The sequence below is a fragment of the Lysobacterales bacterium genome (assembly GCA_014946745.1).
Lineage (GTDB): Bacteria > Pseudomonadota > Gammaproteobacteria > Xanthomonadales > Xanthomonadaceae > Aquimonas.
This window is the reverse complement of the sequence record JADCRD010000001.1, coordinates 997,346-1,014,003: the sequence shown is the minus strand read 5'-3', so window position 1 is coordinate 1,014,003 and position 16,658 is coordinate 997,346. Positions and strand designations below refer to the sequence as shown.

12 protein-coding genes are annotated in these 16,658 nt (G+C 68.7%); 5 read left to right on the top strand and 7 right to left on the bottom strand.

Annotated features, from left to right (window positions below):
• Window positions 1–53: 53 nt before the first annotated feature.
• The 7 genes from tagF to tagH all read right to left on the bottom strand — a co-directional run bounded on the left by tagF (window position 54) and on the right by tagH (window position 10,287).
• On the bottom strand, window positions 54–638 hold the full coding sequence (gene tagF / locus H4O13_04160; protein MBE5314578.1) for a type VI secretion system-associated protein TagF: 585 nt from the start codon (window positions 636–638) through the stop codon (window positions 54–56).
• A complete protein-coding gene (gene tssM, locus H4O13_04155) occupies window positions 631–4,233 on the bottom strand; it encodes a type VI secretion system membrane subunit TssM (GenBank protein MBE5314577.1) in 3,603 nt (1,200 codons plus the stop codon). The genes tagF and tssM overlap by 8 nt, the downstream gene beginning before the upstream one ends.
• Window positions 4,233–5,531, bottom strand: coding sequence for a DotU family type VI secretion system protein (locus H4O13_04150; protein ID MBE5314576.1), 1,299 nt, complete (start codon window positions 5,529–5,531; stop codon window positions 4,233–4,235). Before H4O13_04150 ends, tssM begins: the two co-directional genes overlap by 1 nt.
• A gap of 79 nt (window positions 5,532–5,610) precedes the next feature.
• Entirely contained in the window at window positions 5,611–6,951 is a 1,341-nt protein-coding gene (gene tssK, locus H4O13_04145) for a type VI secretion system baseplate subunit TssK (GenBank protein MBE5314575.1), read from the bottom strand.
• Window positions 6,951–7,514 (bottom strand): type VI secretion system lipoprotein TssJ, encoded by a 564-nt coding sequence (tssJ, locus tag H4O13_04140; GenBank protein ID MBE5314574.1) that lies wholly within the window; start codon window positions 7,512–7,514, stop codon window positions 6,951–6,953. The genes tssK and tssJ overlap by 1 nt, the downstream gene beginning before the upstream one ends.
• A gap of 65 nt (window positions 7,515–7,579) precedes the next feature.
• Window positions 7,580–8,434: a serine/threonine-protein phosphatase gene (locus H4O13_04135; protein MBE5314573.1), complete on the bottom strand. Its 855-nt coding sequence runs from the start codon at window positions 8,432–8,434 to the stop codon at window positions 7,580–7,582.
• The gene (tagH, locus tag H4O13_04130) at window positions 8,431–10,287 is read right to left on the bottom strand and encodes a type VI secretion system-associated FHA domain protein TagH (protein MBE5314572.1); all 1,857 of its coding nucleotides are present in this window, start codon (window positions 10,285–10,287) and stop codon (window positions 8,431–8,433) included. The genes H4O13_04135 and tagH overlap by 4 nt, the downstream gene beginning before the upstream one ends.
• 586 nt (window positions 10,288–10,873) lie before the next feature.
• Here tagH and H4O13_04125 point away from each other — a divergent pair.
• The 5 genes from H4O13_04125 to tssC all read left to right on the top strand — a co-directional run bounded on the left by H4O13_04125 (window position 10,874) and on the right by tssC (window position 16,655).
• Window positions 10,874–13,033, top strand: a complete 2,160-nt coding sequence (locus tag H4O13_04125; protein ID MBE5314571.1) for a protein kinase — start codon at window positions 10,874–10,876, stop codon at window positions 13,031–13,033.
• 165 nt (window positions 13,034–13,198) lie between these two features.
• The gene (locus H4O13_04120) at window positions 13,199–13,507 is read left to right on the top strand and encodes a TssQ family T6SS-associated lipoprotein (GenBank protein MBE5314570.1); all 309 of its coding nucleotides are present in this window, start codon (window positions 13,199–13,201) and stop codon (window positions 13,505–13,507) included.
• A 4-nt stretch (window positions 13,508–13,511) separates the two neighbouring features.
• Entirely contained in the window at window positions 13,512–14,504 is a 993-nt protein-coding gene (gene tssA, locus H4O13_04115; protein ID MBE5314569.1) for a type VI secretion system protein TssA, read from the top strand.
• Window positions 14,505–14,571: 67 nt separating this feature from the next.
• Window positions 14,572–15,126 carry a type VI secretion system contractile sheath small subunit gene (gene tssB, locus H4O13_04110; GenBank protein MBE5314568.1) on the top strand — a complete coding sequence of 185 codons (555 nt, stop codon included), beginning with the start codon at window positions 14,572–14,574 and terminating at the stop codon, window positions 15,124–15,126.
• Window positions 15,127–15,155: 29 nt separating this feature from the next.
• Window positions 15,156–16,655 (top strand): type VI secretion system contractile sheath large subunit, encoded by a 1,500-nt coding sequence (gene tssC / locus H4O13_04105; GenBank protein MBE5314567.1) that lies wholly within the window; start codon window positions 15,156–15,158, stop codon window positions 16,653–16,655.
• Window positions 16,656–16,658: the final 3 nt, after the last annotated feature.

The window sequence follows — 16,658 nt, the reverse complement described above, 5'->3', positions numbered from 1 at the left end:
CGCGATTCTAGCAGGCGGGCTCCGCGGAGGCCCCGGAAGGCCTCGAGCCCGACTCAGCGCCCCTCGAACAGGCTGAGAAACAGCCCCGGGTCGGCCGGCCCACGATGGCTGACGAAACGAAACGGCGCCAGCGGGCCCGGCAGGCTCCAGCACAGGGAAACATCGCCGTCCGCGCGGAAGCCGGCCAGCAGACGCTCGCCGTCCGGGGCGGCCACAGGCCGAGGATTGGGCTGGGCCAGCCGCTCCAGCAGCAGGTCGGGGCCCAACTGCTCGTGCAGAGCGGCGGGCAGGCTCGCCGCCACGATCGCCAGCTCGGGGATCAGCGCAGCGGCCTCGCTCGGCGGCGGCAGCGCGCGCACGGCGAGCAGCGGAAAGTAGCGCCCGACCCGGTCGACGCTGGGCATGACAGCCGCCGCACAGGGCTCGCTGCACAGGCGGCCGGCCGGGATCAGGCACTGCCAGACCGGGCTGACCAGGTAGCTGTCCAGCCACTGCGCCGACGAGGACTGCAGGGCCAGCATGCCGCGGGCGAGCCAGTCGTCGATCCGCCGCAGGTCGTCTCCCGCCAGCCCGCGGGCGACGAAATCGCCCAGCGCGGGCAGCTTGCCGAACAGGCCATAGCTCGCCATCTCAGGCACGCGAGGGGCAGCGGAAGCGCATCACTTCACGCATCTGGAACGGATTGCGCACGCTGTTCGCGGTGATGTCGAGCTGCACGCGCCGGCCTTCGATGTCGAGGGTGGCGTTGAAGCGCTCCGGACCGACGCCCGGCCGCAGCTCGGCCGCATCGAACAGGCGGAACAGCGCCCACGGGCCGGACCAGCTGCGGCTGCGCTCGCCGGTCGCAGTTGCCGAGGCGACCGCGCGGATGTTGCCCTGCCCCTGGCCGGGCCAGGTGACCCGGAAGACGTTGTTGGGGCCGTGGTCATAGGTGAACATCTGGCCGTCGAAATCAAGCGTCAGGCGCTCGATGCTGGGGTCCATGGTCAGGATGCGCAGCTCGAAGGAGAGGTCCATGCTGCTGCCGCCGCGCGGGAAGAACACCTCGCGAATCGCCGCTGCATTCTGGAAGGGCGTCATCGACACCGTGTTGCCGCTGGCCTGGCGCAGCACCCAGGCTGTGCCGGTGGTGTCGGTCTGCGGCGCAAGCCGGGTGCGGAAGAAGCCATCGAAGCGCCCGCCCGGCGCGAACAGGGTCTGGAAGTCCGAAAGCGTCACGTCCTTCAGCGAGCTGCGGGTGAACGGATAGCGATCGCCCAGAGCGCTGCGGCAGAACTGCCCCACCTCGGCATCGATCTCGGCCGACAGCGACTGCCGCACATTGCCCTCAGCGAAGCGCTGGCTGCTGTCGGTGAGCCCTTCGACCATGCCGCGCACCATGTCGGGCAGATAGGCCGCCTCGGCGCGAACTTTGCCGAGCATTTCGGTCGGCGGCACCGCCTGGGTGCGCGCCTGAATGGCCGACTCGACCGAGCCCAGGCCCATGTAGAGCTCGTTGAACATGTTGAGGATCTGCTCGACCGGCGCGCTGCCCGAGCCATCGCCGACCAACTGGTGCAGGTAGGCGAAGTGATCGTCGACCAGGACCTGCTCGATGTTCTGCTCCATGCGGTTGGGCGAGAGCACGTCCACCGGGCCGGCGATGCGCTCGACGGTGCTGCGCTCCGCCGTCAAACGACGCTCCGCGCGGGCCAGCAGCGAGTTGTTGTCGGTGGCCTGCTCGACTTTGGAAAGACGCGTCTCGCGTGCCACCGCCTCCAGCAGGCGACGCAGCGGCGAGTCGGCGCGCGAGGCCAGCACGCGAGCGAACTCGCGGCTCTCCATGATGCTGCCGGGCTGCTTGATCCGCACGTCCGCGAGAAAGGTCGTCCACTTCTCGCGGTACTCGTTGAGGTAGAGCTCGCGCATCTGCCGCGGCAGCACGCCCTGCACCTGGTCGCGCAGCTGGCGCTCGCCGGTGTGGGCGGCGCGGCCCAGCACCCAGGACTCCTCGTCCTGCATGCGGCCGATCACCGAACGCACCTCGGGAAGAAAGACCTGGTGGTAGCCGTGATGGGTGAACAGACCGGGCACGCCGGAGCGCAGCCCCTTGCCGCTAGCGCTGTCGAAGACCAGCGCGGCGCGGTCGCCGCCGAGATCCGCCAGCGTGAAGTCGCGCATGGGCTGCTCCAGCAGCTCGCGACGCAGCCGGCTGTAGCCGCGCTGAGCGAGCGAGAAGCCGCCCAGCCGATCGCGCACGCGTTCGACCAGTTCGGCATCCATCACTCGTGTCGGCACGATCTGGCCCTCGTGCAGCAGACGCGCCAGGTGATGCTGCAGCAGCTCGCGCTCGCTCGGCGGCATGCTGGCCGGCAGGCTCGACTCGAAGTCGTCGCGCAGGAAGCTCTCCACCTCGCGAGCGACGTAGTGCTCAGGCTGATGCAGCATCAGGTAGACGCGCAGCGCCTCGTAGCTGAATTCGAGATCGTCCTCAGGCGTGCCCTGCAGGATCAGATGCACACGGTCCACGACCTGCGGCAGCAGCACGGCCTCCAGGCTGCGCCGATAGGTGCTGCGCGCTGCGGCGTCCAGCTTGTCGCCCTGGAACAGCCCGAAGCGCAGCCGCAGCGGCGGCTCGGTGACGATGAAATCGGGGCCATCGGCGACCCGCTCAATGGCGCTGAGCAGGGGCAGCATCACCGCCATGGTGTAGTTGTTGCTGCGCCGCGCCTCGGCCAGATGCTCACCGATCACCTCGGTGCTCTCATCCACATAGCCGACGTAGTCGAGATTGCCGCGATAGCTGCCGAGCATGCCCACGCTCAGCACCACCGCCGCCGTCCATGCCGAGAGATGCCCGGCCGCGCCCAGCCAGCGCTCGCGTCGCTCCGCGCTGCGATTGCGTCCGGCCAGATGCGCCTCGGGCAGCACCACCTTGTGCAGCAGATCGTGCAAGAAGAAGCTGCGTCCGCTCTGCGCCTGGCTGGGCAAGGCCACGCGGGCGTCAAAGCCCAGACTGCGCTGCAGGCTGCCCAGCAGGCGATCAAAGCTGGTGCCGTCCTGGGTGCCGCTGGTGAAGTACACGCCGCGCAGCATGGCTGCCGGCCCGAAGCGCTTGCCGGCGAAGACTTCCGACAGCACCTCGCGCAGCGGCGCCAGCAGGCCAGCGAAGTGCTGCGGCAGCGCGTAGGCGCGGGCACGCCGCGACGGGTCGAGCTCGTGCAGCAGCATCTCGGGCAGGCGGTCGAACAGGCGACGGTTCAAGGCCTCCAGCTCGTGCTGCAGCAGGCTGTCGAGATCGTCGCGCCCGGCCTCGATCTGCCCTGGCAGCGGCAGGGTGGCGCCCCAGACCTGGGCACGCTCCTCCTTGCTCAGGCGCTCGAAAAACTCGTTGAAGCCGCCCAGCTGGTCGGCCTTGGTGACCAGCACATAGATCGGAAATGCGATGCCCAGATTGCCGGTCAGCTCCAGCAGGCGCGCGCGCAGACGCTCGGCGTGGCGGCGGCGCTCGGTTTCGTCCGCCGACAGCAGATCCTGCACCGACAGCGTGAGGATGGCGCCGTTCAGCGGCTGCCGCGGACGGAAGCGTTTCAGCAGTCCGAGAAAGCCCTCCCACTCGGCACGATCGGCGTCGGCATTGCTCTCCTGCGTGGTGTAGCGGCCGGCGGTGTCCAGCAGCACGGCTTCTTCGGCAAACCACCAGTCGCAGCTGCGCGTGCCGCCGACGCCGCGCACGCTCTCCTTGCCCAGCGTCTGCGCGAGCGGAAAGCGCAGCCCGCTGTTGACCAGCGCCGTGGTCTTGCCCGAGCCCGGCGCGCCAATGAAGACATACCAGGGCATCTGGTAGACGTAGCGCCGCCCCAGCCGCGACCAGAAGCCCTCACCGTCGCGGCCGCTGCTGAAGCGGGTGTCGCGCATCTGCACCAGCGCGCGCTGGAAGTCGGCGCGCAGCGCATCGATGGCCGGCTTGTTGGGGTCTTCCGGGCCCTCGGGCTGGCCGCGCAGGCCGAGCACGGCATCGACCAAACGGGTGTTCATGCGCTTGTCGCGCCAGAAGCGCGCGACGATCCGCAGCAGCACCAGCCCGAACAGCAGGCCGATGATCCACAGGCGCACCCGCACCGGTTCCAGCGGGCGCCAGTCGGCGAAGGCGAACAGTGGGCCGACAAACCAGATGAGCAGGGCCAGCAGGATCAGGCCCAGGGCGATGAACACCCGGCGATGGAACAGCAGGCCGAACAGTTGGGCCAACATCAGCGCACCTCCCGCACCAGCTGGGCCGGCGTGGCGAACACCGTGATCTCGACGCGGCGGTTCTGCGCGCGACCCTCGGGCGTGGCGTTGTCCTGCACAGGCCGGGCTTCGCCCCGGCCTTCATACTCGATCACATGCTCAGCGCCGAGCACCTGACCCAGCACCAGCGCCACCGAGCGCGCACGCGCCACCGACAGCTCCCAGTTCGAGGGGAAACGCAGGCTGCGGATCGGCACGTTGTCGGTATGGCCTTCGACCAGCACGCGCGGACGCACGGGCAGTTCGCCGACCGCTTCGCCAACGCGCTGGATGATGCGCGCGTACTGCGGCTGCGGATCGGTGCTGCCGGACTGGAACAGGCCGCTGCCGCGCAGAATCACCGTGCTCGCTTCAGCCGTCTCGTTCACCGACACCAGACCCTGCGCGATTTCCTCGGCGAGAAAGTGCGAGAACTTGATCGGCGGCGGCGCCTCGCGGGGCACCACCGGTGCTGCCGGCACTTCAAGCTGGGTGATGGCGACAAAGCGCGGCGTCGAGCGCTCGCCCAGCAGGATCGAGAGCGCGATGTAGAGCACGACCAGCAGCGTCAGCGCCAGCGTGGCGCTGGCCCAGACCGGGATCATCCGCCAGGCGCGGGGGCGCTCGGCGGGTACACCTTCCCAGCGCGGCGACAGCGCGGAAGGCGCCTGCCCGCGCTGGCTGCTGATGATCTCCAGCAGGCGTCGGCGCAGGGTCTCCAGCTGCACCTGGCCGTTCGAGATGATCCGATAGCGGCCCTCGAAGCCCAGGCAGATGCAGTAGTACATGAGCTCCAGCAGATCCACGTGCTGGGCTGGCGCCTGTGCCAGCTTGGCGAGCAGCTGGAAGAACTTCTCGCCACCCCAGGTCTCGTTGTGGAAGGTGACCAGCAGGCTGTTGCGCGACCACGCACCGTTGCCGCCCCAGGGCGTCTGCGCGGCGGTCTCGTCGAGCACGGTGCACAGGCAGTAGCGCGCCGCCACCACGTGCTCATTGCTGACGCCGAGGCCCTTGGCGGTGGCCTCGAAGCGGCGCACTTCGTCCACCAGATGCGCACGCAGCCGATCCGGCTCGGCGTTGTGCACCAGGGTGCGGATCTGGAAAACGAGATTCAGCAGTGGATTGGCCGCCGCCAGCAGCGGCGTGCCGCCTGCGCGCACTTCCTGGCGCAGCGGAAGCTCGACGCCGCCGGAGGGCTCCGAAGGGCCCGCGGCCCCGCCCGGACTGGGCATGACGAAGGTGCGGTTATTGGGCTGCTGCCCGAGTACGGCGCCGTTCATGGCAGGACGTCCCCCAAGGCAAAGCGTCGCGCGAGCGGCGACGTGGATTCATTCAACATCGGAGTGGAGACGCGAAGGTTCATGTACGGCGAATGGCCCAGCACTGCAGTTCAAGATCAGGAAACTCGCCCGCCACATGCAGGGCCAGCGCACCGTTGCCCTGCAGCTGCTTCCAAAGCTCGACGCTGGTGTCCATCTCGAAGTAATGGAAGCCCGCGTGGTACGGGATCTGACGCGGCGCGACCGGCAACAGGCGCAAGCCCACGCCCGGCAGCTGCAAGTTGACGAGATCGCGAATGCGCTCGGCCGGGCCGATCTTGACCTGGTTCGGGAAATGCGCGCGCAACACATCGGGCGGCGCTGCCGCATGCACGGCCAGCACGAACTGCGCGGACTTCAGCAGCTCGCGGTCGTTGACCTGACCGATGCGCACGCCGTAGTTGCGCAGCTGCAGATCGATCTGGATGGCGTTCTGCTCCAGCACCGAGGACAGCGCGCGACGCAGGTGCACCAGCAGCGGAAAAAGCGACTCGCGCAGCGCGTCGTGCCGATAGGGCGGCCAATCGGCCAGCGGCCGTCGACCGGCTTCAACAAAGGTGCAGATCTCGCCAGCCAGCCCGACCAGCTCCGCGTAGAGGCGCTCGGGATGCAGGCCGGGGCTGCTTTCGAGATGTCGGAAGCTCGACTCCGCGCGATTCAGCAGCTGCAGCAGCAAGAACTCGCCGACTTCGGAAATGCCGCCGCGACCCGGCTGCTGCAGGCGTCCGGCCAGCGCATCGGCGCGCTGTTCGACCAGGCCCTCGACCTCGCGCAGAAAACCCATGACCAGCGCATGCGCATCGAGTCTCAGCACCGGCGGGATGTAGTCGCGATCCAGCACCAGCAGGCGGTCGCTGCGGCATTCGAGCACCCGCGCCACACCCAAGCCCAGCCAGCCATCGTCGAGGCCACGCGCATCGACCAGGCGCAAGCGTGGTTCCGCCAGCTGCACTTCGGCGGGTTCACCGGCGAAGCTGTTCTCGTCGCGCAGCAGGGCGTCGCGCACCCGGTAGCGCGCCAGCGATGCCGGCGTCTCTTCGAACAGCACGTTCTCGGCGCCCTCGCGCGCCAACGGCAGAGCGAGGTGGATGAGCTGGCCCACCGCGCCTTCTTCGAAGCTGATCGCAGGCGGCAGCTCGGCGTGCTGCGGCAGCGAGAACGGCGTGCCGTCGGGCAACACGCCCTCGGCCGCGCGCAGCGCCAGCTTTCCCACCGCCAGCGCGGCCTCGTCGATCTCCAGCCGGCGAAAGCCCCAGAAGTGCGGCTCACCGGCCAGTGCGCGCTGGTGCGCGAAGAACTCCTGGTAGCGGGTCTGCTGCTGGAAGTGCTGGGGCCGCAGAAACATGCCCTCGGCCCAGGCCACGCGCTGACGATCAGACATCAGCCGCGCTCCACGCGCGCGAGCGTCAGCGCATTGCGTCCGACTTCTAGCGAGTACGCCATCACCGGATCGGCGCGGGTGAGCACCTCGGGCAGCTTGATGCGTGAGACCTTGAGCGGCGGCAGCTCTTCGCTGGCCCGCCAGCGGCTGACCGCGATGTCGCGATAGGCGGCGACCACGCCGAAGCCGGCCTGCTCGGGCTCCAACGAGTAGCTGCGTCGGCCTTCTGTGCCGGGCTGCACTGGAAACTCTTCTTCGAGCGCGAACTCCGCGTGGCTGGGCTGGGCGCTCAGCGCAAAGAAGTCGATCGATTTGAACTGCTCCAGTTTGCGCAGCTTGTAGACCCGCAGCATGACCGGCGACGGCCGGCCATTGGGGTCAGGGTTCACATCCGCAGCCACGCGGTAGCTGAGGTCGAGGGTCACTGGCACGGTACGCCGCGGGGCCGTCGTGCAGCCCGGCAGGAGCGCCACCATGCCCACGCCCGCGAACACGAGCAGCTGCCTGCGGCGCAGGTCGAGTTCGGCCACGGCCGGCGAGAAAGGAACGCTGTCGGAAGTCATTGCGCGGAGACCGGTGTTTCGATGGAGAGTTTCGGGGGAGCACGCGGCGCGAATCGACGCGAGCTTCAGAGCCGCGCTTCAAGCGCGGAGTCGAACGCATGCGCGTCTGTGCAGCCCAGCTCGCTCTGTTCGGGCCAGGGCTGGGTCACTTCGCCCGGCTGCCCCACCCAGACGGCCAGGGCGCTGTAGTTGTCCTGGGTGTCGCTGGCGCGTTGAATCACGCGCTGCTCCATCAGCACCAGCCACTGCTCGGCAGATTCCGCCTGGTGCAGGGTGTCGACCATCTCCTGCTCTTCTACGGCCTCCCAGAAGCCGTCGGTGCAGATCAGGAAGGCATCGCCCTCATTCAGCTCGAAGGCGCCCGGCAGCGCCTCGGGCGCGGTGCCCTCGCCCATGCCGAGCGCTGCGAACAGCAGGTTGCGACGCGCGTGGTGGCGGACCTCGGAGGCTTCGATGACACCCGCATCGACAAAGCTCTGGACCACGCTGTGGTCCTTGGTCATGCAGCGGATCTCGCGACGGCGGATCAGGTAAAGCCGGGTGTCGCCCAGATGCGACCACTGCGCGCGCTGGGCGCGGCCGTCGATGAACAGCGCCGTGACGGTCGCGCTCATCTTGCTCAGGCTGGCGGTGAGCTTCTGGCCGTAGCGGATGGCGGCATCGGTCTGGGTGATCAGTGAAGCCACATGGCCGGGGTCGAGCAAGGGAGCGGCCGAGAACGCGCTGAGCAAGGTGCGAACCGCCGTCTCGGAGGCCACTTCACCGCCGCCATGGCCACCGGCGCCATCGCAGACCACAAAGCAGGACGCCTGTGCCGAAGTCCAGTAGCCGCAGGCATCTTCGTTGTAGCTGCGCGCGCCCTGCCCGCTCAGCGTCGCGTACTCGACGCGCGTACCGCCCACGGCAACAAAGGTGCTCATGGCGAACCGACCGCCTGCACCCGTCGCACCTCGCCCTCGTAGGCATCGACGAACGCGCCCTGGAAGGCCGCATCGAACTCCTCGCGCGCCTCGCCCAGCAGCTTGGCGTGCTCGGCGACGAAGGCGTCCCACAGCTGGGCCTTGTGGGCGCTTGGCAGCAGCCCGGAGAAGCCGCGCGGCCCGCCAACCCGCTGCTGGATGTGCTCGGGCGACAAGCGCCCGGCCATCGCGTACATCGCCGAGCGTGAGGCCGCGAGCAGCCCGACCTGATGCGCGCTGAGGTCCGCAAACGCATCGCGGACGGCATCCACCGGCGGCATGAAGCCCGGCAGGCCGCGTCCCACCAGCTGCAGCATCGCCGCCTGCGCATCGGGCGCGAACTTCAGCGGGTTGTTGCCCGAGGTGGCGATGATCGTCATGTGGGCGCGCAGCTCGTGCTTGGTAGAGGAGCGGGCGTGAATCAGCTGCAGCGCGCCGGCAACCAGGCTCTGGAACAGCCTGCCGAGATTCTCGGCGGCGGCGTCATCGAGCGCGCCGACCTGAGCGACGCTCAGCCCGCAGCCGCGCGCGAAGGCCTCGGCGAGCGCGGCCGTCGTGGACGGATCCGACGCTGCGGGCGAGCCCTGCGCATCGGCACGCGCGTCGGCGGCAGACAGCGCGGGCGCTGCGGCCGCCGCGCGAGTTTGGGAGCCAGCCGCGCCGCTGGCCACGGCATCTGCGGCTCGCGCCGCTAAGTCCTGCCGGCCTGCGGAAGCGCCTGGCGGCAAGGCTATCTCAGGCACCGGCGCAGAACGCGGCACGGCTGCGGATGACGGCGCGGGGCGCTGTGCGCCTCCCCCCGGAGCCCCCGGAGTGCGAGTCGAAGGCGGGATCGCGGCGACGGGCAGCGGGCCCGCTGCTGGGCGCGTCGTGGCGGGCACCGCTGCGCTGTCTGCGGCGCCGATCAGATCGAGCAGCCCGGTCTCGAGCGAGCCGGCGCCTGCGACGCCGAGATCCAGCTCGAGGGGATCAAGGCTGCTTGCAGCCCCGACCGGGCCCACGGCCACAGGTGCCGACGCGGCAGGCGACGCCGGGCCCAACAGGTCAGGCGAAGCGGCAGCGGAAGGCAGCCGGAACAGCGCATCGATCTCGCTGCTCTGATCCGCGTTTGTCGTGCTTGACGCCGCAGCCGGCGACGACTCGCGCAGCAGGGCGTCGCCGCCGCCGAGCAGTCGCTGAAGCGGGTCTTGGGTCGGTGGCCGGGGGCGCGAGTCGCCACCTCCGAGCAGATCCATCACATCGCCTGCCGGCGCCGGACCACGCGCATCAAAAGCCTGCAGACCGGCGAAAACGTCAGCGATTGCACCGGACTCGCCCGAGAACTCAGAGAGATCGCAGGCCGCCACGGCGCCGCCCGAGGCAGTCGCTGCCGCCGGCGGCAGCGCGAACACGTCGAATTCTTCAGGAATCGCAGCAGGCGCGGCCTGCTGAACCGGCCACGCGGGTTGGGGCGCGGCCGCCACGAAGGCAGCCGATGCTGTGGAGGCGCAGCGCTGCAGGCCGAGCAGGTAGCGCCCAAGCACGATGCTCTGACCCGGCTGCAGGCGCGCTTGCGCCGCCGGCGGCAACTCAGCGCCGTCGATGAACACCGGCGTCGAACTGCTGGCATTGCGCAGCCACGCGGCGCCGTGGGCGTCCATCCAGACGCTGAGGTGGCTGCGCGAAATCAGGCGCTCAGGGTCGTCAAGCGAAAGATGACACGCGGGCGAACGCCCAACGCTGACAGGGCTGTGGCCCAAGCGAACAGACAGGCCCGGCGCTGCCTCGCCGCCCGCGTAGGACAGCACCTGCAGTTCAAGCGTCGCGGCATTCATGTAGGGCTTCCCGAGAGTTCGGCATCGAAGATGTGGGGTGAAGGAATGCGCGTGCCGCCCACATTTCGGAACGGATAACAGGCCATGCAGCGCGGACGCTAACAGAGGTCCCGCTCAGCCTCAAGACTGGTCACGCCCCGATTTGTGCTGTAGCTCACCATGTCACAATCCCCGGCTCCCAGCACCCGGCCACCGGTTCGCTCACGCCCCAGAGCCTCCGGAAGGGTGCGCGCAGGCGGCTCGATCGGACGAAAGCATCACTTGAGCCGACAAGCGGAACGACCCGGAATAAGGCGCCTAAGTATCTGATTTCTTTCGCCTTGGTTGACGCTCACGAAACACGAAACGCGCGCGCATGGACGAGCGCCCGTCGATACCCACCTGCCGCCAAGTGCTTGATTCCTTACGCCGACGCAGGGGGCAGCGGGCGCGAACCGCCGGCCAAGCCTGTGACATTCGACGTCACAATCAGTCAACAAGTGCTTGCCAAGATTTGCCACTTCGTTGCATCGTGGCGCATCTGCGCACACACCATGCGCCTATAAAACAATCGTTCACTGACGCTTATTGGGGGCGCCAAGCGCACATGGATCACGCGACACTCAAGCCAGCAGCATCGCGCAGTGGCCCTGCTTCCTCGGCGCCCACGGGCCCTGCCTCGCCCACGGGCCTGGGCAGCGCACTGCCGGCTGGCACGCGTCTGCGCGAGTTCGAGCTGACCGGCGTGATCGGCGAAGGCGGCTTCAGCATCGTGTATGCCGCGCTCGATCAGCGGCTGGGGCGCGAGGTCGCCATCAAGGAGTACATCCCCGCGAGCCTTGCCCGTCGCGAAGATGGCTACAGCGTGCGGGTTCGCTCCGAACAGCACGAAGAGAGCTTCAGCGCCGGCCTTGCGGGCTTCATGAACGAGGCGCGCCTGCTGGCGCAGTTCAAGCATCCGGCCCTGGTCGAGGTGCTGCAGTTCTGGGAAGAGAACGGCACCGCCTACATGGTCATGCCGCGCTATCACGGACGCACCCTGCGCCAAGTGCTGCGCGAGCTGGGCGCGCGCTGCGACGAGAGCTGGTTGAAGCGCACGCTGGCCCCCGTGCTCGACGTGCTGGAACTGCTGCACGGGCGCAGCGTGTTCCACCGCGACGTCGCCCCCGACAACATCCTGATCCAGCGCGACGGGCGCGCCGTGCTGCTCGATCTGGGCTCCGCACGCGAGATTCTGGGTGACCGCGAGCAGGCCGTGACCGTCGTGGTCAAGCCAGGCTATGCGCCGCTGGAGCAGTATTCCGGCGAGTTCTCGCTGCCGCAGGGCCCGTGGACGGATGTCTATGCCTTCGGTGCCGTGCTGCACTTCGCGGTGACCGGTGCGCCACCGCAGGCCTCCATTTCGCGGGTGATGAAGGACTCGCGGACCGCGCTGGCGGACAGCCCACGGCCGGGCTTCAGTGAACGCTTCCTGCGCGGCATCGATTCGGCACTCGCCCTCCAGCCCGCCGATCGACCGCAGTCGGCGGCGGCGCTGCGCGCGCTGCTGGCGCTCGATGAGGCCCACACCAGCACGCCGGACCGCTCCAGCGCCGAGCGTGCGCTCGATGCCCTGCACGTGGACGAAGCCATCACTGCCATCGTCAGCGCCGAGGAGATGGCGGACATCGCCGCCCAGCTGGCGGGCGCCGGCGCGTCGGGTGCCGCCGAGCCCGCCAAGGACAGTGCACGCGTCGAGCCGCACGCAGCGCCCTCGACTGACCCCATGGCCACCCCGACGCCGACGCCCGAACCACCGGCGTTCAAGGACGTCGAAGATCTGATCTCCGGCAAGCTGCTCGCGGACACGGCTGATGTGCGCGTCGTCAGCGAATCGCGGCTCGAGGCAAGAATCGATACCGAGGCCACGACCGCAGCGGCCTCCCGCCGGCGCACGCCGCTGATCGCCGCAGGCGCGACGGCAGCGGCGCTGACGATCGCAGTAGCGGCATGGCTGCTCGCCGGAGCCGAAAGCGACACTGCGACACCCGCCGCCGACGCGCCCGTCGCCGTTGAACAGCCGCGGGCGCCGGCACCGACGCTTGCCCGGGCCCCCGCCCCCACCCCGAGCCAGCCCAGCGCGGACGCGCCAGCGGCAGGCGCCACGGCAGAGCCCAGCATCACGGCAGGGTCAAGCGACACGGCACAGCCCACCGCCGCCGCAGAGGCAGAGCTGCCTCAATCCACGGCCGTGGTAGCGCCCTCGCGCTCAATCAGCGCGCAGGCGCCCGATCCGGCTCCAGCACCTGGGTTCGGCGCGCGCCTCGCGCCCCAGCCCTCTGCGCCCCAAGTGGCTCCGCAGCCCGGTGCAGCGATCCCCGAGGACCTCTGGGCTGGCGACAGCTCGATCGCCGTCGACTCCGGGCAAGGTCTGGCGCTGGTCGACCTGCGCGACGCGCAGTCACAGCAGCCCGCCGCAGGTGCGGCCGCCGATGCGGCGACGAGTGCGCAGCCTGCCGCGTCGACGCCCCGTCCGGCGGCTCCGCGGCGAGCCGCGAGCGCAGCCGAAAGCGTGGGCGTGCGCCTTGGCATCAGCCCCTGGGCGGAAGTGTGGATCGGCGGGCAGAAGCAGGGCGTCAGCCCGCCGCTGCGCGAACTGCGCCTGGCCCCCGGCCGCCATCGCATCGAACTGCGCAATCCGGCCTTCCCCCCACACAGCCTCGAGATCGAGGTCAGGGCCGGCGAAAACCCGGCGATCGAACACCGCTTCAGCGCCTCCGGCGCGTAGTCGCAGAACAGCATCACCCCAGGGGAGTTCAAACCGATGTGGAATCGAGTCAAAGCCGGCGCCGCGCTTGCGGTCCTGACACTTGGCCTTGCCGGCTGCCCGAGCCAGAAGACAGTGGCACCGCCGCCACCGCCGCCCGAGCCGACGGCAGAAGAACGCGCCGCCATGGCTCGCGAAGCCGCCGGGCGGCGTCACGTGGATCTTGGCGTTGCCCATTTCGAAGCGGGCAACTACCCGGAGGCCGAGCACATGCTGCTGACCCCGGAGGTGTGGCAGGCCAGCCAGGCCGAGCAGCTGCGCGCGCTCAAGTTCCTTGCATTCACCTACTGCGTGAGCGAACGCCCGCAGCTGTGCCGGCAATCGTTCGAGCGCGCGTTCCAGTTGGACCCGAGCTTCGACCTTGCGCCTGCCGAACAAGGACATCCGCTGTGGGGCCAGTCCTACGCGGAAGCCAAGGCCGCCCAGGGCCGCTGAGCGCATGAGTTCGGACCTGCCCGACTTCGAGCGCTTTCTGCAGCCGCTTGGCGGCGAGGCGCCCTGCGGCCCGGAGATCGACTACGACAGCGATTTCATCGAGTTGGAACGGGCGATCGCCGGCACCCCGGAGCGTCAGTACGGCGAGACCATCATCGCCGCCGAGGCGGCCGACTTCGCACGCGTGTTGAACCAGGCCAGCAGCCTGATGCAGCGCAGCCGCGACCTGCGGCTGGCGGTGATGATCACGCGCGCGCTCACTCGCACCCGCGGCGCGCACGGCGCGCGGCACGGGCTCTCTTTGATCGAAAGCCTGCTGGATGTCTTTGGCGAAGCCCTGCATCCGCGGCTTGAGATCGACGGCGAACGCGACCCGCTGCCGCGCGCCAATGCGCTCGCCGTGCTCGCCGTGAGCGAGGGGCTGCTCGGCGATCTGCGCGAACTGAAGCTGCCGACCCGACTCATGGGCACGTTCGAACTCGCCGAGCTGGAGCGCAGCGCGGCGGGCCGCGAGGGCGCCCCGCTCGGCCGGCAGCAGCTCAACCAGCTGCTGCAGGACGAGCAGCTCGCCGGCAACCCGGAGCTCGAAGCCCTGAAGCGGCTGCATGAGTCGCTGCAGCGGCTGCAGCAGCGCCTTCGCGACGAGCTGGGCGTCGAGAACGCGCCCGACCTGCGTCCGCTGATCGCGCTCACTGCTTCACTGAGCCTGCCCGAGGCGAATGCGCCAGAAGCCAGCAGCAGCGCCGAGGCCAGCGCGGGCACCCGCGAGACCAGCGCCATCGCGGATGGCCTGCCTGCTCTGCGCACCCGGCAGGACGCGATCCGCATTCTCGAAGAAGTCTGCCGCTTCCTCGAAACCCACGAGCCTGCCAATCCCGCGCCGCTGCTGATCCGCCGCGCGCGCGGAATGATCGGCCAGGACTTCCTCAGCATCCTGCGCGACTTCGCTCCCGACGGCGTGGCGCAGGCCGAGCATCTCGCAGGCCTGCGCTCATGAGCCGGGCTCTCGCCGCACAACACCACACCCGTTCGACCGACAGCCACGCGCACCCAGGAGCCTCCGCATGAGCGCCTCGAAGTTCACCACCAGCAACAAGAACAGCGGCCAGAAGTTCATTGCCCGCAATCGGGCCCCGCGCGTGCAGATCGAGTACGACGTCGAGATCTACGGCTCGGAGAAGAAGGTCCAGATTCCCTTCGTGATGGGCGTCATGGCCGATCTCGCCGGCAAGTCCGGAGCCGATCTGCCGGCGGTGGCCGACCGCAAGTTCCTCGAAATCGATATCGACAACTTCGACGAGCGCATGAAGGCGATCCGCCCGCGCGTCTCGTTCGCCGTGCCCAACACCCTGACCGGCGAAGGCAACCTCGCGGTCGACATCGCCTTCGAAAGCATGGACGACTTCTCGCCCGGCGCGGTCGCCCGCAAGGTCGAAGCACTGTCGAAGCTGCTCGACGCGCGCACCCAGCTCAACAACCTGCTGACCTACATGGACGGCAAGACCGGCGCCGAGGAGCTGATCGGCAAGGTGCTGGGCGACCCCACCCTGCTGAAGGCGCTGGCCGCCACACCGCAGCAGACCAAGCCCGCTGAAGCCGCCGCTTCCGGCAACGACTGATCGCGCCGATCCGCACCGAGGACATTCCCATGGCCAACGCCAACGCCTCACTGAAGCAGCCGCTCAGCGCCGAGCTGCATGCCGACGAGTTCTCCAGCCTGCTGCAGAAAGAGTTCAAGCCCAAGACCGACGAGGCGCGCGACGCCGTTGCTTCGGCCGTGCGCACGCTGGCCGAGCAGGCGCTTTCCAACAGCCTGACGATCAGCAGCGATGCCTACCAGGCGATCGAAGCGATCATCGCCGAGATCGACCGCAAGCTCTCCGAGCAGGTCAACGCGATCATCCACCACGCCGACTTCCAGCAGCTCGAAAGCGCCTGGCGCGGCCTGCACTACCTCGTCAACAACACCGAAGTGGACGAGATGCTGAAGATCCGCTTCATGCCAATCGCCAAGCGAGAGCTGCACCGCACGCTGCGCCGTCACAAGGGCATCGGCTGGGACCAGAGCCCGATCTTCAAGAAGATCTACGAAGCCGAGTACGACCAGCTGGGCGGTACGCCCTACGGCTGCGTCGTCGGCGACTACCACTTCGACCACAGCCCGCCCGATGTCGAGCTGCTGGGCGAAATGGCCAAGATCGCCGCGGCCTCGCACTGCCCCTTCATCGCCGGCGCGGCGCCCACGGTAATGCAGATGGAATCCTGGCAGGAGCTGGCCAACCCGCGCGACCTGACCAAGATCTTCGAGAACACCGAGTACACCGCGTGGCGCAGCCTGCGCAATGCCGAGGACTCGCGCTATCTCGGTCTGGCAATGCCGCGCTTCCTGGCGCGTCTGCCCTATGGCGCCAAGACCAACCCGGTCGACGAATTCGACTTCGAGGAGTCGACCGACGGCAGCAACCACGGCGCCTACTGCTGGGCCAACTCGGCGTATGCGATGGCGGTGAACATCAACCGCTCCTTCAAGTACTACGGCTGGTGTTCGTCGATCCGCGGCGTGGAGAGCGGTGGCGCCGTGGAAGGCCTGCCCACCCATACTTTCCCGTCCGACGACGGCGGCGTCGACATGAAGTGCCCGACCGAGATCGCGATCTCCGACCGTCGCGAGGCTGAGCTGGCCAAAAACGGCTTCATGCCGCTGATCCACCGCAAGAACACTGACATCGCGGCCTTCATCGGCGCGCAGTCGCTGCAGAAGCCCAGCGAGTACTACGACCCGGATGCCACCGCCAATGCCAACCTGGCCGCGCGGCTGCCCTATCTGTTCGCCTGCTGCCGCTTCGCGCATTACCTGAAGTGCATCGTGCGCGACAAGATCGGTTCGTTCATGGAGCGCGACGACATGGAGCGCTGGTTGAACGACTGGATCATGAACTACGTCGACGGCGATCCGCTCAACTCTTCGCAGCAGACCAAGGCCACCAAGCCGCTGGCCGATGCGCAGGTCGTGGTCGAGGAAGTCGCAGACAACCCCGGCTACTACACCTCGAAGTTCTTCCTGCGCCCGCACTACCAACTGGAAGGCCTGACCGTCTCCCTGCGACTCGTCTCAAAACTGCCCTCGGTGAAGTCGGGCAGCAATTGATCT